The 15759-nt window shown below is 70.8% G+C and carries 15 protein-coding genes; 12 read left to right on the forward strand and 3 right to left on the reverse strand.

Features of this window, described 5'->3' with window-relative positions:
- Positions 1–76 precede the first annotated feature (76 nt).
- The gene (locus IE249_RS13730) at positions 77–544 is read right to left on the reverse strand and encodes a hypothetical protein (protein WP_189705087.1); all 468 of its coding nucleotides are present in this window, start codon (positions 542–544) and stop codon (positions 77–79) included.
- A 193-nt stretch (positions 545–737) separates the two neighbouring features.
- Between IE249_RS13730 and IE249_RS13735 the strand changes: the two genes are divergently transcribed.
- Positions 738–1745: an AraC-like ligand-binding domain-containing protein gene (locus IE249_RS13735; protein ID WP_229858397.1), complete on the forward strand. Its 1008-nt coding sequence runs from the start codon at positions 738–740 to the stop codon at positions 1743–1745.
- Positions 1746–1830: 85 nt separating this feature from the next.
- Here IE249_RS13735 and IE249_RS13740 read toward each other — a convergent pair whose 3' ends face one another.
- Positions 1831–3249 (reverse strand): class II 3-deoxy-7-phosphoheptulonate synthase, encoded by a 1419-nt coding sequence (locus IE249_RS13740; protein WP_189705089.1) that lies wholly within the window; start codon positions 3247–3249, stop codon positions 1831–1833.
- Between the two features lie 211 nt (positions 3250–3460).
- Here IE249_RS13740 and IE249_RS13745 point away from each other — a divergent pair, with 211 nt between their 5' ends.
- The 8 genes from IE249_RS13745 to IE249_RS13780 all read left to right on the forward strand — a co-directional run bounded on the left by IE249_RS13745 (position 3461) and on the right by IE249_RS13780 (position 13253).
- Positions 3461–5059 (forward strand): HAL/PAL/TAL family ammonia-lyase, encoded by a 1599-nt coding sequence (locus IE249_RS13745; protein WP_189705090.1) that lies wholly within the window; start codon positions 3461–3463, stop codon positions 5057–5059.
- 98 nt (positions 5060–5157) lie between these two features.
- Positions 5158–6591: a phenylacetate--CoA ligase family protein gene (locus IE249_RS13750; protein ID WP_189705091.1), complete on the forward strand. Its 1434-nt coding sequence runs from the start codon at positions 5158–5160 to the stop codon at positions 6589–6591.
- A gap of 75 nt (positions 6592–6666) precedes the next feature.
- Positions 6667–7653 carry an LLM class F420-dependent oxidoreductase gene (locus IE249_RS13755; RefSeq protein WP_189705092.1) on the forward strand — a complete coding sequence of 329 codons (987 nt, stop codon included), beginning with the start codon at positions 6667–6669 and terminating at the stop codon, positions 7651–7653.
- A gap of 26 nt (positions 7654–7679) precedes the next feature.
- The gene (locus IE249_RS13760; RefSeq protein WP_189705093.1) at positions 7680–8972 is read left to right on the forward strand and encodes an MFS transporter; all 1293 of its coding nucleotides are present in this window, start codon (positions 7680–7682) and stop codon (positions 8970–8972) included.
- Positions 8973–9440, forward strand: coding sequence for a hypothetical protein (locus IE249_RS13765; protein WP_189705094.1), 468 nt, complete (start codon positions 8973–8975; stop codon positions 9438–9440). It abuts the gene before it with no gap.
- A 97-nt stretch (positions 9441–9537) separates the two neighbouring features.
- Positions 9538–11364, forward strand: a complete 1827-nt coding sequence (asnB, locus tag IE249_RS13770; protein ID WP_189705095.1) for an asparagine synthase (glutamine-hydrolyzing) — start codon at positions 9538–9540, stop codon at positions 11362–11364.
- A 189-nt stretch (positions 11365–11553) separates the two neighbouring features.
- Positions 11554–12747 (forward strand): prephenate dehydrogenase, encoded by a 1194-nt coding sequence (locus tag IE249_RS13775; RefSeq protein WP_229858400.1) that lies wholly within the window; start codon positions 11554–11556, stop codon positions 12745–12747.
- Between the two features lie 170 nt (positions 12748–12917).
- A complete protein-coding gene (locus tag IE249_RS13780) occupies positions 12918–13253 on the forward strand; it encodes an ArsR/SmtB family transcription factor (RefSeq protein WP_189705096.1) in 336 nt (111 codons plus the stop codon).
- A gap of 49 nt (positions 13254–13302) precedes the next feature.
- Here the strand turns inward: IE249_RS13780 and IE249_RS13785 are convergent, their stop codons facing one another.
- Complete coding sequence (locus IE249_RS13785; RefSeq protein ID WP_189705097.1) at positions 13303–14223, reverse strand: LysR family transcriptional regulator; 921 nt, start codon at positions 14221–14223, stop codon at positions 13303–13305.
- Positions 14224–14527: 304 nt separating this feature from the next.
- Here IE249_RS13785 and IE249_RS13790 point away from each other — a divergent pair, with 304 nt between their 5' ends.
- From IE249_RS13790 to IE249_RS37185, 3 genes are all read left to right on the forward strand, one after another.
- Complete coding sequence (locus IE249_RS13790; RefSeq protein ID WP_189705098.1) at positions 14528–14968, forward strand: helix-turn-helix domain-containing protein; 441 nt, start codon at positions 14528–14530, stop codon at positions 14966–14968.
- Positions 14969–15301: 333 nt separating this feature from the next.
- Positions 15302–15580, forward strand: coding sequence for a hypothetical protein (locus tag IE249_RS40355; RefSeq protein WP_506366749.1), 279 nt, complete (start codon positions 15302–15304; stop codon positions 15578–15580).
- A partial coding sequence (locus tag IE249_RS37185) for a hypothetical protein (RefSeq protein WP_229858402.1) occupies positions 15580–15759 on the forward strand: 180 nt, incomplete at its 3' end. The genes IE249_RS40355 and IE249_RS37185, both read left to right, overlap by 1 nt.

Here is a 15759-nt window from a genome sequence, read left to right on the forward strand (position 1 = left end):
GGACGACGCGTGGGGGCAGGACCCGTCAGGTCCTGCCCCCTCCGCCCTCCGGGCCCCGGCTCGAGTCCCGGTCCGGTCAGCGGATGCGCTTGGTGGTCCAGCCGCTCCACTTCCCGTTGCTGTACCGGTGGTCGTAGTAGCGCTTGCCGTTGAGGCCGATGCAGGTGACGTTGAACTTCCAGCCGTTGACGTCCCAGACGTCCATGGAGTGGTGTCCCGGCTTGGTGCAGTAGCCGTTGTCGAGGTGCTTCCAGCCGCTCAGGCCGGAGCGTGAACTCCACTGGGTATAGGCGCCCTTGTTGGTGCCGATGACGAAGGCCTGCCAGTAGCCGTTCGGCAGCTTGATCTTGACGTTGCTGTTGCAGTAGAACGTGCCGCCCCACGGCTTGGCGTAGTGGCACCAGCCGCTGGCGGAGACCGTCTTCCCGGTGGGGCCGGCGCTTTCGGGCGCGGCCGCGACCGGAGAGGAGGCCAGCAGCGGGGCCACGGCGACCGCGAGACCACCGGCGAGCAGCGCCGACCGGCGCAGCTTGGGCGAGGACATCACACGTGCTCCCTTTCAGGTTTCGGGTTGCGGATGCTTCACGCCGCACGATGCTCCCGGCGCGGACGCGCGCTGTCGTTGGCCCCCGGCGCACAGTTGTTGGCGCTGTGCGCACTGTTGCCCCGCGGTGGTGCGGGGCAGAATGCCATTCGGAGTGATTCAGTACGGATTCGGTGCAATCGGGGGATTTGACGTGGATCTGGTCTTCGACACCAGCGCTTTACCCGTGGACGACCGTGCCGCGGCGTGGCGGGAGAGCACCTCGCGGGCGCTCGTCCCGACCGAACTCACCCTGCGCGACGCGGCACGCTTCGAAGCGCGCATTCACACGACGACGCTGGGCCCCGCCCGGCTCAGCGCCATCTCCTACGGTCCGCTGCTGTCCCTGCGGACACCCCGGCTGATCCGCCGCTCGGACCCCGAGCACTACCAGGTGGCGGTCATCCTCGGCGGCCGCCAGGGCGTGGAACAGGCGGGCAACAGCGCGGTACTGCACCCGGGGGACCTGGTCTTCTACGACACCTCCCGCTCGTTCACCGCTTGGGCGGAGCAGGAGGACGGCGGCCCGGCCGCACAGTCGCTGCTGCTGCAGTTCCCGCGCCGCCTGATGCCGCTCGCGGAGTCCCGGCTGGCCCGGCTGGCGGCGGTGCCCCTGTGCGGAAGCGAGGGCGTCGGACGCGTCATGCGCGGGTTCCTCCAGGACCTGGCGGCCGAACGGACCCGGTGCGGCCCGCGCGACACCGTCCGCCTCGGCGCCACCGCGATCGACCTGGCGGCCGCCCTGCTGGCCCACCACCTGGGCGACGAGCGGTCCGAGGCGCCGGCCCGTTCACCGCGCGAGGCGCTGTTCGAGCGCATCACCGCCTTCGTCGACCAGCACCTGCACGACCCGGAACTCACCCCGTCCGCCATCGCGGACGCCCACCGGATCTCGCTGCGCTACCTGCACCGCGTCTTCCAGCAGCACGGCACCTCGGTCGCCGCCCACCTCCGCGAGCGCCGTATGGCCCGCTGCCGCCGCGACCTCACCGACCCGGCCCTGCGCCACCTCCCCGTGCACGCGGTGGGCGCCCGCTGGGGCTACCCGACCCCCGCGGGCTTCAGCCGCACCTTCCGCACCACCACGGGCCTCCCCCCGGGCCGCTACCGCGACCTGGCCCACGAACGACCGGACGACGGTCCGGGGGATGCGACGACGTAGCCCTGAGGGTCGGCCCAGAACAGCCCGGCCACGGCGGAGGACATGCCCGGCGGGCTCGAAGCCGGGTCGAAGCCGAGGTGCATGCTCACGCGCGGGCGCCGGCGCGGGCGGTCCGCCGCGTCCGGGAGGCCCGGTGGACCTCCGACACCATGAACGCGAGGTCCAGGGCCTGGCCGCGGTTCAGCCGGGGGTCGCAGGCGGTCTCGTACCGCAGCTCCAACTGGTCCGGGAGGATGTCGTGGCCGCCGCCCACGCACTCCGTGACGTCCTCCCCCGTCAGTTCCACATGGATGCCGCCCGCGTAGCCGCCGAGGCCGTCGTGCACCTCGAAAAAGCCGCGCACCTCGTCCAGGACGTCGTCGAAGCGGCGCGTCTTGCGGCCGGACGCCGTCGTGAAGGTGTTGCCGTGCATGGGGTCGCACGCCCAGACCACCTGGGCCCCGGTCGCCTGCACCTTCTCCACCAGGGCCGGCAGACGGTCGCGCACCTTGGCGGCGCCCATGCGGGAGATCAGCGTCAGCCGACCCGGTTCGCGCGCGGGGTCCAGCCGTTCGACCAGATCCACCACCTCCTGAGGGGTGGTCGAAGGACCGAGCTTGACACCGACCGGATTGCGGACCGATGCGGCGAATGCGATGTGCGCCCCGTCGAGGCGACGGGTGCGCTCGCCGATCCAGACCATGTGCGCCGAGGTGTCGTACCGCTCGCCCGTACGGGAGTCGATGCGGGTCAGGGCGCCCTCGTAGTCCAGCAGCAGGGCCTCGTGGGAGGCGTAGAACTCGTTCGTGAGCCGTTCGTCCGGTTCGCTGCCGCATGCTGCCATGAAGCTCAGCGCGTGGTCGATCTCCCGGGCGAGCGCCTCGTACCGCCGGCCGGCCGGTGAGGTCCTGACGAAGTCCCGGTTCCAGGCGTGCAGTTGCCGCAGCCCGCCATAACCGCCGGTCATGAAGGCGCGGACCAGGTTCAGCGTCGCGGAGGACGCGTGGTAGGCGCGCATCAGCCGGTGCGGATCGGGACGGCGCTGCTCGTCCGTGAAGGCCTGGCCGTTGACCGCGTCACCCCGGTAGACGGGCAGGGTGACCCCTTCGCGGGTCTCGGTGGCGCTGGAGCGGGGCTTGGCGTACTGACCGGCCAGGCGCCCCACCTTCACCACCGGCACCGAGCCGGCGTAGGTGAGCACCATGCCCATCTGCAGCAGCGTCTTCAGCTTGCCGCTGACCTGGTCGGCCGAGACGCCCTCGAACGTCTCGGCGCAGTCGCCGCCCTGGAGCAGGAACGCCTCGCCCCGGGCCACCGCCGCCAGCCGGCTCCGTAACTGGTCGCACTCGCCGGCGAAGACCAGCGGCGGCGCGGTCCGCAGTGCGGTCACCACGCGGCGGAGCTCCGCCCCGTCGGGCCACGCGGGCTGCTGCTCGGCGGGCAGGTCGTGCCAAGGCGCCGGCGACTCGTCGGAATCGGTGGTCCGGGGGGTTGAAGAGAGCGTCCCGGTTTCCTGAGATGTCATCAACTTCAGTTCCTTCGCCGGTTATCCGCAGACCCTGTGGGAATCCCTTCCGATAAGCGTACGCGGAAAAGGCGAGGTTGGTGACTTCCGCTGCTTATCGGCGCGATAAGGAAGCGTGATTGGCGCCTTCGCGGGTTCGTCAATATCTTCGACCCAGTGTTCGTGAGCACCGGCTTCTTCAGGTGCTTCCCACTCCAAGAAGGGTCCTCAGATGACGCCCGTGGTGGTCGACGGAAATTCGCTCTCTTTGGCCGACGTGGTGTCGGTTGCCCGTGATTCCGCGAAGGAACTGCTGTTTTCCGAAACCGCGCAGAAGGCCGTCGGAGAATCGCGTGAACTGAAGCTGCGCCTCATCTCCACCGGGCGGCCCATCTACGGCGTGACCACCGGCTTCGGCGACAGTGTCACCACGCAGATCGCGCCGGCCAAGGCCGCCCAGCTCCAGCGCAACATGATCCGCTACCACCTCAACGGCACCGGCCCGCTGGCCCCCGACGAGGTCGTCCGGGCCACTCTGCTCATCCGGGCCAACTGCCTCGCCCGCGGCAACTCGGGCATCCAGCCCGCGGTGGTGGAGCGTCTCCTCGACCTCCTGCGCCACGACGTGCTGCCGCAGATACCCGAGCGTGGCTCGGTGGGGGCCAGCGGTGACCTGGTGCCCCTGTGCTACGTGGCCTCGGCCCTCATCGGTGAGGGACAGGTCACCTTCCGCGGGCGCACGCACGAGGCAGGCGAGGCGCTGGCGCAGCTCGGCCTGAACCCGGTGGTGCCCGAGGCGAAGGACGGCCTCGGCCTGATCAACGGCACGTCCTTCAGCGCGGCCTTCGCCGTGCTCGCCGCGCACGACGCCCGTCAGCTCGCCGTGACGGCGGACATCTGCACGGCGCTGGCCTCCGAGGCGCTGCTGGGCAACCGCGGCCACTACGCCGCGTTCATCCACGAGCAGCGTCCGCACCCGGGCCAGCGGGCCAGCGCGGCGCTGCTGACCGAGCTGCTCGACGGGTCCGGCCTGTCGCTGCCCCACAACCAGGTCGTCGACCTGAACGACCCGCTCGAGGGCCGGGGCCACGGCAAGCTGCGCCGCAGCATCCAGGACCGGTACTCGCTGCGCTGCGCCCCGCACGTCAACGGCGTGCTTCGGGACACACTGGAGTGGGTGGACCGCTGGCTCGAGACCGAGATCAATGCCTCCACCGACAACCCGCTGTTCGACGCCGGCGCCGATGACGTGCACAGCGGCGGCAACTTCTATGCGGGCCACGTGGTGCAGGCGATGGACTCCCTGAAGGTCGCGGTGGCGAACATCGCGGACCTGCTCGACCGCCAGCTGGAGCTGCTGGTGGACGAGAAGTTCAACAACGGGCTCACCCCCAACCTCATTCCCCGGTTCGAGGACGACAGCTGGGAGGGCGGCCTGCACCACGGCTTCAAGGGCATGCAGCTGGCGTGCTCGGCCATCACCGCCGAGGCGCTGAAGACCTCCAACCCGACCAGCGTCTTCTCCCGTTCCACCGAGGCCCACAACCAGGACAAGGTGAGCATGGCCCCGATCGCGGCGCGCGACGCCCGGAACATCGTGGGTCTCACCCGGGAGGTCACGGCGATACACCTGCTGGCCGCCTGCCAGGCGCTGGACCTGCGCGGTACCGAGGAGATGAGCCCGCGTACGCGTGCGGTGCACGAACTGGTCCGCTCCGCGGTGCCCTTCGTGGACTCGGACCGGCGCATGGACCAGGACATCGCCGCGGTCGTCGAGCTGATCCGCACGGGCGCCGTCGCCGAGGCTGCGGGCGCCACCTCCGCGAACTGACCCGCCCCACCGCACCGCCCCGCGGTCGCCGGTCCTGTCGGCAGGCACTCGCTACCAACCCCGGCCCCTGCGGCCGCAGAGAACCCTACGGAGAAGACATGTTGCTCATGCGGGACGAGCGCGCCCGGAAGGAAGCCGAAGCGCGATTCGAGCGCCACGCCTCCCTGGTCGCGGATGTCCACGCCGGCCGCGCCGACCTGCGCGCCGTGCACGGCGAAAAGCTGGTGCGCACCCTGGCCGCGGCGGCGCGGTCGGAGCTGTACGCCGACGTCCTGCCGCAGGACCTTCGGGACGCGCTGGCCGGCGGCACGGTGGACCCCGTCCGGGCGCTCGACGAAATCCTCCCGTCCCTGCCGCTCCTGGAGAAGCCGCTGCTGGGCAAGCTGGGGCAGGGGGCCTTCACCCGGCAGCTCGAGGAGTTCGTGCACTACTACGAGTCGTCGGGTACGACCGGCAACCCGATCGCTGCGCCCAAGGCCGTGGACGACCTGGTGGCCAACACGGTGAACATCGGCGAGATGTGGGGCCGGATGGTCAGTCCCGGCGACGCGGCGATGATCCTCATCAACGCCCCCTTCGCGCCGGCCGCCTACCAGTTCGAGAAGGTGCTGGAGTACCTGGGCGTGATGTCGCTGCGCCCCTGGGTCGACAACATCACCGGCGACTACAGCCGGGTCCTGCGCCTGGTCGAGGACCTGAAGGTCAACGTCTTCGTCGGGCCGCCCTCCCGGCTGCTGGAGCTCATCCAGTTCGCCCGGCGCCAGGGTGCGGCCGTGCCGCGGTTCAAGACGCTGCTGCTGATGGCCGAGCAGACCGGGCCGAGCTTCCTGCGCCATCTGGAGCGGCTCACCGGCGCGACGGCGTACGTGGCCGCGTACGGCTCGTCCGAGACCGGGACCACCGCCGTCAGCTGCGAGGAGGGCTCGCTGCACCTGCAGACCCAGAGCTACGTCCTGGAGTTGCTGGACGACTCGGGGACCCGGCTGATCGACGGCAGCCCGGACCGCGGCGAACTCGTCGTCACCACCCTCGACCTGGACGGCCGCCCGCTGCTGCGCTACCGCACCGGAGACCTGGTCGAGACCGACTCCGGCGGCTGCGCGTGCGGCCTGGCGCTGCCGGTGCTGCGCACCCAGGGCAGGTCGCAGGACGTCCTGCCGCTGTCCGACCGGGGGATCCGGCAGAACGACGTCGAGGCGAGGATGTGGGCGCAGACCGCTCCCCGGCCGATCGTCCTCAACTACATGCTGATCCTGCGCGGCGACGACGTGCTGTGCCTGACCACGACCGACGAGCCGCCGGCGCCTTCCTGGGCGGAGGAGATGGCGGACACGCTGGCGGATCTCTTCCCCGGCAAGCGGCCGGCGGTCCGGGCGGTGGAGCAGCTCCCCCCGCTGGCGTCGCTGGGCCAGTACCTGGGCTGGAAGCTGTCCCGCGTGCTGGACCTGGACGAGGAGCGCAACTGGGACCGGCTTCCCGCCCCGATCGCGGACATCGTCCGAAAAACCCTTGCCGAGCTGGCTAGTTCGTAGATTGTGGAACCAGCGAACTAGGCTTAATATCGGGGTCCGTTGCCGCTCCGGCAGCAAAGACGCCTGGAGAAAGCCATGACACACCGCGCAGGGTTCTCGATCCCGATCCCGGGGTTACCGCTCAAAGACCACCGGACGCTTCTGGAACGGGCGCCCGACTGGGGCTACACGGACGTCTGGACCGCCGAGTCGGCGGGCCCGGACGCCTTCACCCCCCTCGCGCTCGCCGCCGCCTGGTCACCGTCGTTGCGGCTGGGCACCTCGGTGATCCCGGCCCAGACCCGCGGCCCCGCCACCCTGGCGATGACCGCGGCGACGCTGGCCGAGGCGACCGACGCCGAGGTGGTCGTCGGGATCGGGGCCTCCGGCCCGCCGTTCGTCGAGGACATCAACGGCATTCCGTTCCGCGAGCCCTACCGGCACGTGCGGGACACCGCCCGGTTCCTGCGCACCGCGTTCCGCGGTGAGCTGGTCCAGGGGGAGTTCGACACCTTCCGCATCAAGGGATTCCACCTGTCCCAGCTCCCGCCCAGGGCGCCGCGCGTGATGCTCGGCGCCCTCAGGCCGGGCATGCTGCGGCTCGCCGCCCGCGAGGCCGAGGGCGCGATCACCAACGTCCTGACCGTGGAGGACGTACCGCGGGTCGCCAAGGAGTTCCGCGCCGAGGGCGGGGACAAGGAGCTGATCGGGCGCTTCTTCGTGTGCCCGACCACCGACCGGGAGCTCGGCCGCACGATCGGGCGCCGTGTGCTGACCCCGATGCTGATGGCCCGCACCTACTGGGCGTTCCACTCCTGGCTGGGACGCGCCGACCTGCTCGGGCCCATGCGCGAGGCCTGGCTCGCCGGTGACTGGCACCGGGCGCAGGCCCTGCTGCCCGACCGGCTGCTGGACGAACTGTTCGTGCACGGCAGCCCCGAGGAGTGCCGGGAGCACCTGGACCGTTTCGTGGGCGCCGGCATCGACACCACGATCATCGCGCTCATCCCCCCGCCGGAGTTCGGCGGCGGTCTGCCCGGCGCCACGGCCGCCCTGCACGCCCTCTCTCCGACCGGCTCCTGACCGCAACGTCCCCCCACGGAGGAATCATGTCCGCCACCGCCACCGTCGGCGGCACCGGCCGGCCCGCGCCCTTCGACGCGCCCACCAAGGCCCTGCTCACCGTCGGCGCCTTCGCCGCCCTGCTCGTCGGATCCGACACGCTCGTCGTGTCACCCCTGATCCCCAGTATTGCCGCGGACACCCACACGTCCGCCCACTCGGGCGGCCTGCTGGTTACCGCGTACGCCCTCGTGTACGCCGTGGTCGGGCCCCTGTTCGGCCCCGTCTCCGACCGTTGGGGCCGCAAGCCCACCGCCCTGGCCGGCCTGGTGGTCTTCTCGGTCAGCACCGCGCTGACCGGTGTCGGCTCCAGCTTCGCCCTCACCCTGGCGTTCCGCGCCCTGGCCGGTCTCGGTGCCGCCATGCTGCTGCCGAGCGTCTTCGCCGCCGTCTCCGACCGGGTCCCGCCCGAGCGCCGCGGCTCCGCCATCGGCGTGATCACCGGCATGCTCATGGGTTCCTCGGTCATCGGCGTGCCGGCCGGCGCCCTGGTGGCCCAGGCTGCCTCCTGGCGCTGGTGCTTCTTCGGCATCGGCGCGCTGGGCGCCGCGGCCCTGGTGTGGGCCGCGCTGCGGTTCCCCGGCGGCCGGCCGCCCCGTCAACTGCCCGGCGGGCCGGTCAAGGTGTACATCGGTCAGTTCAAGGCCGCCCTGTCGATGAAGCCGGTGCTGTTCGTGCTCGGTTCGACGATGTTCTGGAGCGCGGGCCTGCAGGGCATGTTCGCCAACGTCGGCGAGTTCTACCGGTCCGCCTACTCCCTGTCCACGGGACGGACCGGCCTGGCCATGCTGTTGGCGGGCGCCTGCAGCGTGCTCGGCAACCTGTACGGCGGCAGGACGGCCGACCGTTACGGACGCCGCCTGGTGATCGCCGTCGCGGGCGTCGCCGCGGCGCTCGCCGTCGTCGCGTTCTCCCTGACCACCGGCTCCCTCGTGGCGGCGATCGTGGTGCAGGGCCTCTGGGGCGCCGCGATCGGCTTCGGCCAGGCGTCCCTGACCACGCTCGTCAGCGAGCTGAGCCCCCGCGCCCGCGGGACGGCGCTGTCGCTGAACGCGTCCTCGCAGTATGTCGGGGTCATGGTGGGCACAGCGGCCGCCGCCGCGCTGCTGTCGGCCGGAGCCGGCTTCTTCGTCATCGGTGCGCTGTGCGCGCTGTGCACGCTCATCGTCGTTCCCCTGGTGCTGGTCTCCCGGCCCCGCACCGCCGACGCAGCCGAGCCGGGGGCCGTCGGCGCCTCCTCCACCGCCCCGGCACCGAGTCCCGAAGGAAAGGTCAGCTGAATGAATGCCATGACGGACGCCGAGAAGGCTCAGTTCGTACTCGGGGTCTATTTCAGGACCCAGGCGGCGATCGAGAAGTACATGGGGGCGGAACGGCTCCCGGAGTGGACCGAGTACATGGCCGGGATCACGGCCGAGTCCACCAGGAAGCGGCTCCCCGACCCCGCGGACCAGGCACGCAGCCTTCTCGACGGCCTGGCGAGCATGCTCGACGTCTACGGTTCCGACCACACCGTCACCGAATCCGACGGGACCAGGCACCTGGAAGTCAGGCGCTGTGGCATATACGACTACCGGGAGCGGGTCCAGAAGCAGGGCGTCGAACTGACTCTGAAGCGGCCCTGCGAGTTCTGCGTGGACTTCCGCTACCGCACCGCCGAGCATCTGGGGGCCACGCTCTCCCACGAACTCGCGGACAGGGGCTGCAGCTGGACCTGCAGGACCGGGGACAGCCCCGTCGGCGACTGAACCGGTCCGGCGGCGCCACCGGCACCACCTGATCGTGCCGCACCCGTGTCGTCGCCGCACGACACGCAACCGAAGCAGAGATCTCCAGGGAGAAAGCATGTGTGGAATCGCCGGGTGGGCCGACTGGGAACGTGACCTCACCCATGAGAAGGGCACGGTGGAGGCCATGACCCGGACCATGGCGTGCCGCGGCCCCGACGCCGCCGGCTCCTGGCTCTCCTCCCGGGCCGGTATCGGGCATCGCCGGCTCGCGGTGATCGACCTGGAAGGCGGCGCCCAGCCCATGACGGCCCGGGTGGGAGAGCAGACCGTGGTCCTCACCTACAGCGGGGAGGTCTACAACTTCCGCGAACTGCGCGACCAGCTCTCGGCCCGGGGCCACGTCTTCCGCACCGGTTCGGACACGGAGGTGGTGCTCAACGCCTATCTGGAATGGGGCCCCGACCTGGCCCGGCACCTCAACGGTATGTTCGCCTTCGCCGTGTGGGACGAGCGCTCGCAGGAACTGGTCCTCGTCCGCGACCGCCTCGGCGTGAAGCCGCTGTACTACGCCGTCCGCGGCTCCGCCGTGCTCTTCGGCTCCGAGCCCAAGGCGATCCTGGCCAACCCGCTGGTCGACCCGCGCATCGACCTCGACGGGCTGGCGGACCTGTTCGTGATGGCCGCCAAGCGGCCGGGCGACGCCGTCTACCGCGATCTGCGCGAGGTCGCACCCGGCACCGTGGTCCGTTGCGGCCGCGACGGCGCCCGGGTCCGGACCTACTGGCAGCTGGAGGCACGGCCGCACGAGGACGACCTGGACACGACGGTCGCCACGGTGCGGGACCTGCTCACCGACATCGTCGACCGCCAGCTGGTGACCGACGTGCCGCTGTGCAGCCTCCTCTCCGGCGGTCTGGACTCCAGCGTGGTGACGGCGCTCGCGGCGCGACACCTGACGGCCCAGGGGCGCGGCACGGTCTCCACGTTCTCGGTGGACTTCGTCCACCACGAGCAGGGCTTCGCCGCCGACGCGCTGCACTCCAGCCCGGACGCGCCGTTCGCGAAGGCGGCCGCGCGGTACATCGGCAGTTCGCACCAGGAGATCGTGCTGGACGCCGGAGAGCTCTACGGCTGTCAGGACGAGGCGATCGCGGCCCGGGATCTGCCCGGCATCGGTGACCTGGACGCCTCGCTGCTCATGCTCTTCCGGGAGGTGCGCAAGCACTCCACCGTGGCGCTGTCCGGTGAGGCGGCCGACGAGGTCTTCGGCGGATACCCGTGGTACGCGGCCGAAGCCGCCCGGCCCACCGCCTCCTTCCCGTGGGCCGCCGGGGCCGGCGACCGCAACGCCGTGCTGTCTTCGGACCTGCGCGGCAAGCTGGACCTCAACGCCTACGCGGCCGACCGTTACGCGGAGGCGGTCCGGCAGGCGCCCACGCTTCCGGGCGAAGAGGGCGTGCAGCGGCGTATGCGCGAGGTGTTCCACCTGAACCTCACCCGGTTCCTGCCGTTCCTGCTGGACCGCAAGGACCGCATGAGTATGGCGGTGGGCCTCGAGGTGCGCGTGCCCTTCTGCGATCACCGGCTCGTCGAATACGCCTGGAACATCCCCTGGTCCCTGCACACGGCCGATGGCGTCCAGAAGAGCGTCCTGCGCCGGGCCGCCCGTGGACTGGTGCACGCCGACATCGTCGACCGGCCCAAGAGCGCGTTTCCGTCGGGGGTCGGCGCCGCCTACCTGGCGGCGACCCGGGAGCGGGCCCGCGCGCTGCTGGCCGACCGTTCCTCGCCGGTACTCGCGCTGGTCGACACGGACGCCGTGGCGGGCATGGTTCGTGCGACCGAGAGCGGCCCGGGTTCGTTCAGCCCGCCGCCGATGCTGCCCCGCATCCTCCAGCTCGACGCGTGGCTGCGGCGCTACCGGGTCGATGTCGTCGTCTGACGGCGCGGTCCTCCGCGCGCGCCGCGACGGCCACGCGACTCCCACCCGACTGCTGGGGAAGGAACGATTCATGGCCGCAAACCGCCGGCCGTCGGCGTCTGCCCGGGGTGTCTTCCGCGGGGCCCGGACCCCGTCGGCCGAGGTGCCACGACGGGCAGCCGGCCATGCCCCGGCCGCGGGGAGCGGGCGGTGATCCTGCGGACCGCGGCGGTGGTCGGGACCGGCCTGATCGGCACGTCGGTGGCGCTTGCCCTCACCCGGGCCGGCGTCCAGGTTCACCTGCTGGACATCGACGCCGTGGCGGCCCGAACGGCCGCCTCCCTGGGCGCCGGTACATCGGCGGTGCCCAGGGGACCGGTCGATCTGGCCGTGCTGGCCGTGCCGCCGAGCCTGACGGGCCCGGTTCTGGCCGAGCGGCAGCGGCAGCGACTGGCACACAGCTACACCGACGTCGCCGGCGTCAAGCGGGCCACCGAACGGGAGTTCGCGAAGCTCGGTGTGGAGACGTCCACCTTCATAGGGGGCCACCCCTTGGCGGGCCGGGAGCGCTCCGGGCCGCTCGGCGCGCGGGCCGACCTGTTCCAGGACCGGACGTGGGTGCTCACGCCCTCGCCGCGAACGGATGGTGAGACGCTCAACCGGACCCTGAGCATGGTCTCCATGTGCGGCGCGGTGCCCATGATGATGGACAGCGCCCTCCACGACCGGGCCGCCGCGCTGACGTCCCATGTGCCGCACGTGCTGGCCGCCCTGATGGCGGCGCGGCTGGTGCCCGCTTCCGACGCCGCCGTACGGCTTGCCGGTACCGGGCTGCGGGACATGACCAGGATCGCGGCCGCGGACCCCGGCTTGTGGGCCGACATCCTTCAGCAGAACGCGGCGGACGTGGCGGACGTCCTGGACCTTGTGAGAGCGGACCTCTCGCAGGTCGTGGGAGCCCTTCGCGACCTGAGCCAGGGCCGGGACGGCGGCGCCCTCGCGAAGGACGGGGCGGCGCTGACCGACATGCTCGCCCGGGGTGTCGCCGGACAGGCCCGGCTGAAGGAGACGCAGGCCGGCGCCGGGACCGGTACGGTCACCGTTTCCGTGGCCTTCGCCGACGAGTCCGGAATCCTGGCCGAAATACTGGCCCTGGCCGCGGAGACGACCGGTGACACGACGCAGGCCGCGGTGGACTACGGCACCGACGGGACCGGGGGGCGTGTCGTCTTCCCGGTGCCACCCCACCAGGCTTCTCGGCTCGCGCACCGGATGACGGCCGAGGGATGGGCGGTCCACGTGGAGACACGGCGTAACCGGTCGCCCCGCCCGGTGCGCCGCGCGTCATGCGACGAGGAGCCGACAGTGGTGAACCGGCCCTCGGAAGTTGCTGCGCGGGGGTGACGGGCCGGCCGCCCACCGGGCCGGCCCCTTTCGCTCCAGAGGCCGGCCGCCACATCCGACCGGCCCTTCCCCGGACGGCCGCAGCCGCACCGGACCGTACCTTCCGCCCACCGGCGGGAGGTACGGTGGAAATTCAACGTTCACCGAACAAGCGAACCACGGAGCCCCTGTTGCGCTCTCTCAGCGAGCCCGCCCGCGAGGACATCCAGCTCGCCGCCGTCTTTCACGCGCTCAGCGACCCGGCGAGGCTGCACATCGTCCGAGACCTGGCCAACGGCCAGGAACGCAACTGCAGCAAGCTCAACACACAACTGGCGAAGTCGACGCTCTCCCACCACTTCAAGGTGCTCAGGGAGGCGGGGATCACCCACACCAGGGTCGACGGCACCTGGAGACTCATCTCACTGCGGCTCGACGACCTCGACGCCCGATTCCCCGGACTGTTCGACGCCGTGTTCCGCTCCCTGACCGACCCGGCCCCTGCCACGCCGACCACCGGCGGGTAGGCGCCGTCCTGGGAGTTCATGGGGCGCCCTTGCCCGGTTCGGCGGCTCCTCAGGCGGCGGAGCCGGGGACGAGTTCCAGCACGTCCCCGATCTTTGGACTCACTGCCCGGAACTCGACAGGCAGGTCGTGCAGCGCGTCCGACAGGGCCCGCAGCACGGAGTCGACCAGCGCCTCACCGAGGTGTGCGGCGACCCGCAGCGTCACGGGAAGAGACCGGTCCCGGTCAGGCAGCGAAGCCGGTAAGAGAGGGCGTAGCCCCCATAGGGCCTCGGCGCCGGCGAAGAGCAGGCTCACTCCCAGGCCGGACCTGTTCGCCGCTGCCACTCCCTCGAGTCCGGCGCCTTCGTACGTGACCCTCCAGGGCCTGTCCACGGCTTCCAGCAACTCTTCGGTCGTCCGGCGCAGCCGGTAGGGCTCGTTCACCGTCGCTATGGGCAGGGCCCCCTCGAGCAGCAGTGCGGGCTGCCCGAACCAGGCACAGGCCAGGTGGCCGACGCAGTGGTCCCGTGGGCTGTCCGGCGCGGCCGGCAGGAGCGCCGCGTCGAGCGTGCCCGCGGCGACCTGCTCGGCCAACCAGTCGCTGTCACCGGTGCGCACGGTGAGCGTCGACTGCGGATGCTGGTCCGACATCCGGGAGAGCAGGCCGGGGAGGACCCAGGACAGGGTGTCGCACACGCCGATGGCGATGCGACGCCCCGGCCGGCCACCGGCAAGTCTGCCGACGAGTTCGTCGTTCAGACGGACCATCCGGCGGGCGTACTGGAGCAGTTCTTCTCCACAGATGCTCAGCCGCATGGAGCGGCCCGTCTCCTGGAAGACCGATCCCCCGATGAGCCCTTCGAGTCTTCGCACGTGCTGGCTCACGGCAGGCTGTGACATGTTCAGGGTGTCTGCTGCGCGGCGGAAGCCGCCGGTTTCCACGATGGTCACCAGAGTGCGGAGCAGTCTGATGTCGAGGTCGCGACGCAAGGGTGTCTCCAAGGAAGTGGTTGGCGCGGCCAGGCATGACCGAGGAGTCGGCCGCCGCCCGTGGGCGGGCGGGGGCCAGGGTGTGGGCGACGCTGCCCTGTGGAGGTGAGGTGGCGGTGGTCAGGTCGTCAACTGGCGAGGAGTCCTGTGAGGGCGGTGCGCAAACATGAGTCAAAGCGTCTGTAGCGACGCTAAGTTGGCCCTCGAGTTCTGTCAACGGGCGTGATAGTTCGACGCCTTGACCCGCCAACACCAGTGTGGGAGCCTCGGTGGGGACGAGCCTTGCGCACAGGAGGTACCGCATTTGGACGGCAGCAGCGCACCGCCGCCTCCGCAGACCCTGGCCGGCAAGCTGAATCACCTGTTCCGGACAGTGGTCCCTGCCGGGCGTGGCCCCTACAGCGTCGAAGAGGTCGCCAAGACGATCACCGATACGGGTGTGCCGATCTCGGGCAGCTACATCTGGCTGCTGCGCAAAGGGCAGCGGGACAACCCGACACTGCGGCATCTCACGGCGCTGGCACGGTTCTTCGGGGTGCCGCCGGCCTACTTCTTCGACGACTCGGTGACCACGGACGTCAACGCTGAACTGGCTCTGCTCACCGCGCTGCGGGACGCCGGTGTCAAGGAGGTGGCGCTGAGAGCCGCCGGTGTCTCACCCAGGAGCCTCGCCTCGATCAGAGAGGTCATCGACCGTGTGCGGGAGCTGGAAGGTTTGCCGAACGATGGTCCGGACCCCGCTTAGTCTGTAGTCGGCAGCCAACGTCGATCGAACGGTTGGTCAATCGGTCCGCTGTGGCCACCTCACCAGGGGGAGTGAGTGAAGGTGAGAAGGACGTACCGGCGCTGCGAAGCCCTGGTTGACGACCTTGATGTTTCCGCCTCTTCCGATGTTCGCGGCCTGTGCCGGCGTGTGGCGGAGCAACGGGGTCGCCCCATTCACCTGGAGGCTGTTCCGCTGTCGCCGGAAGGCCCTTACGGGCTGTGGATATCCACGGCGAGAACGGACTACATATTCTTCGAGGAACGCACCAGCCCTTTCCATCAGGAACACATCATCGCCCACGAACTGGGCCACATGCTGTGCCGTCACGGGCACGCGGCCGCCCCGTGGGACGCCGACTCCCTGCACACGATGCTGCCCGCTCTCGATCCGGGCGTCGTAGGACAGGTCCTGCACCGCAGGCACTACGCGGACGCCGAGGAGCAGGAGGCGGAGATATTCGCCTCACTCCTGCTCCAGCGCCTCAGCCGCCCGGTGTCCGGGTCGGTGGGCAACGCACCGTCGGAAGCCGCCGAGGTACTGGAGAGACTCGACCGGTCGTTGTGCCGCCGGCCCGCCGATCCCACCTCCTGATGTCCCTGCACCCGCTGTGCGCGGCAGCCGCCTGGGCTGCCTTCTTCTACAAGATCAGGGCGCTGTCCCTGGCTCGCGACGAGGTGGCACTGCGCGCGCTGTGTTTCGTCCTCGGCGCCTCGGCGCTCAGTTTCACCGTGTCGCTTCCTGCCATATGGAGCGAGCTCAATCGCCGGTCC

The organism is Streptomyces anandii JCM 4720 (assembly GCF_014650655.1).
Lineage (GTDB): Bacteria > Actinomycetota > Actinomycetes > Streptomycetales > Streptomycetaceae > Streptomyces > Streptomyces anandii.

Coding starts and splice junctions, on each gene's coding strand:
- IE249_RS13760 (WP_189705093.1), top strand. CDS start 7,680: ATGTCCGCCACCGCCACCGTCGGCGGCACCGGCCGGCCCGCGCCCTTC.
- IE249_RS40355 (WP_506366749.1), top strand. CDS start 15,302: ATGCTGTGCCGTCACGGGCACGCGGCCGCCCCGTGGGACGCCGACTCC.
- IE249_RS13745 (WP_189705090.1), top strand. CDS start 3,461: ATGACGCCCGTGGTGGTCGACGGAAATTCGCTCTCTTTGGCCGACGTG.
- IE249_RS13750 (WP_189705091.1), top strand. CDS start 5,158: ATGTTGCTCATGCGGGACGAGCGCGCCCGGAAGGAAGCCGAAGCGCGA.
- IE249_RS13740 (WP_189705089.1), bottom strand. CDS start 3,249: ATGACATCTCAGGAAACCGGGACGCTCTCTTCAACCCCCCGGACCACC.
- IE249_RS13730 (WP_189705087.1), bottom strand. CDS start 544: ATGTCCTCGCCCAAGCTGCGCCGGTCGGCGCTGCTCGCCGGTGGTCTC.
- asnB (WP_189705095.1), top strand. CDS start 9,538: ATGTGTGGAATCGCCGGGTGGGCCGACTGGGAACGTGACCTCACCCAT.
- IE249_RS13765 (WP_189705094.1), top strand. CDS start 8,973: ATGAATGCCATGACGGACGCCGAGAAGGCTCAGTTCGTACTCGGGGTC.
- IE249_RS13755 (WP_189705092.1), top strand. CDS start 6,667: ATGACACACCGCGCAGGGTTCTCGATCCCGATCCCGGGGTTACCGCTC.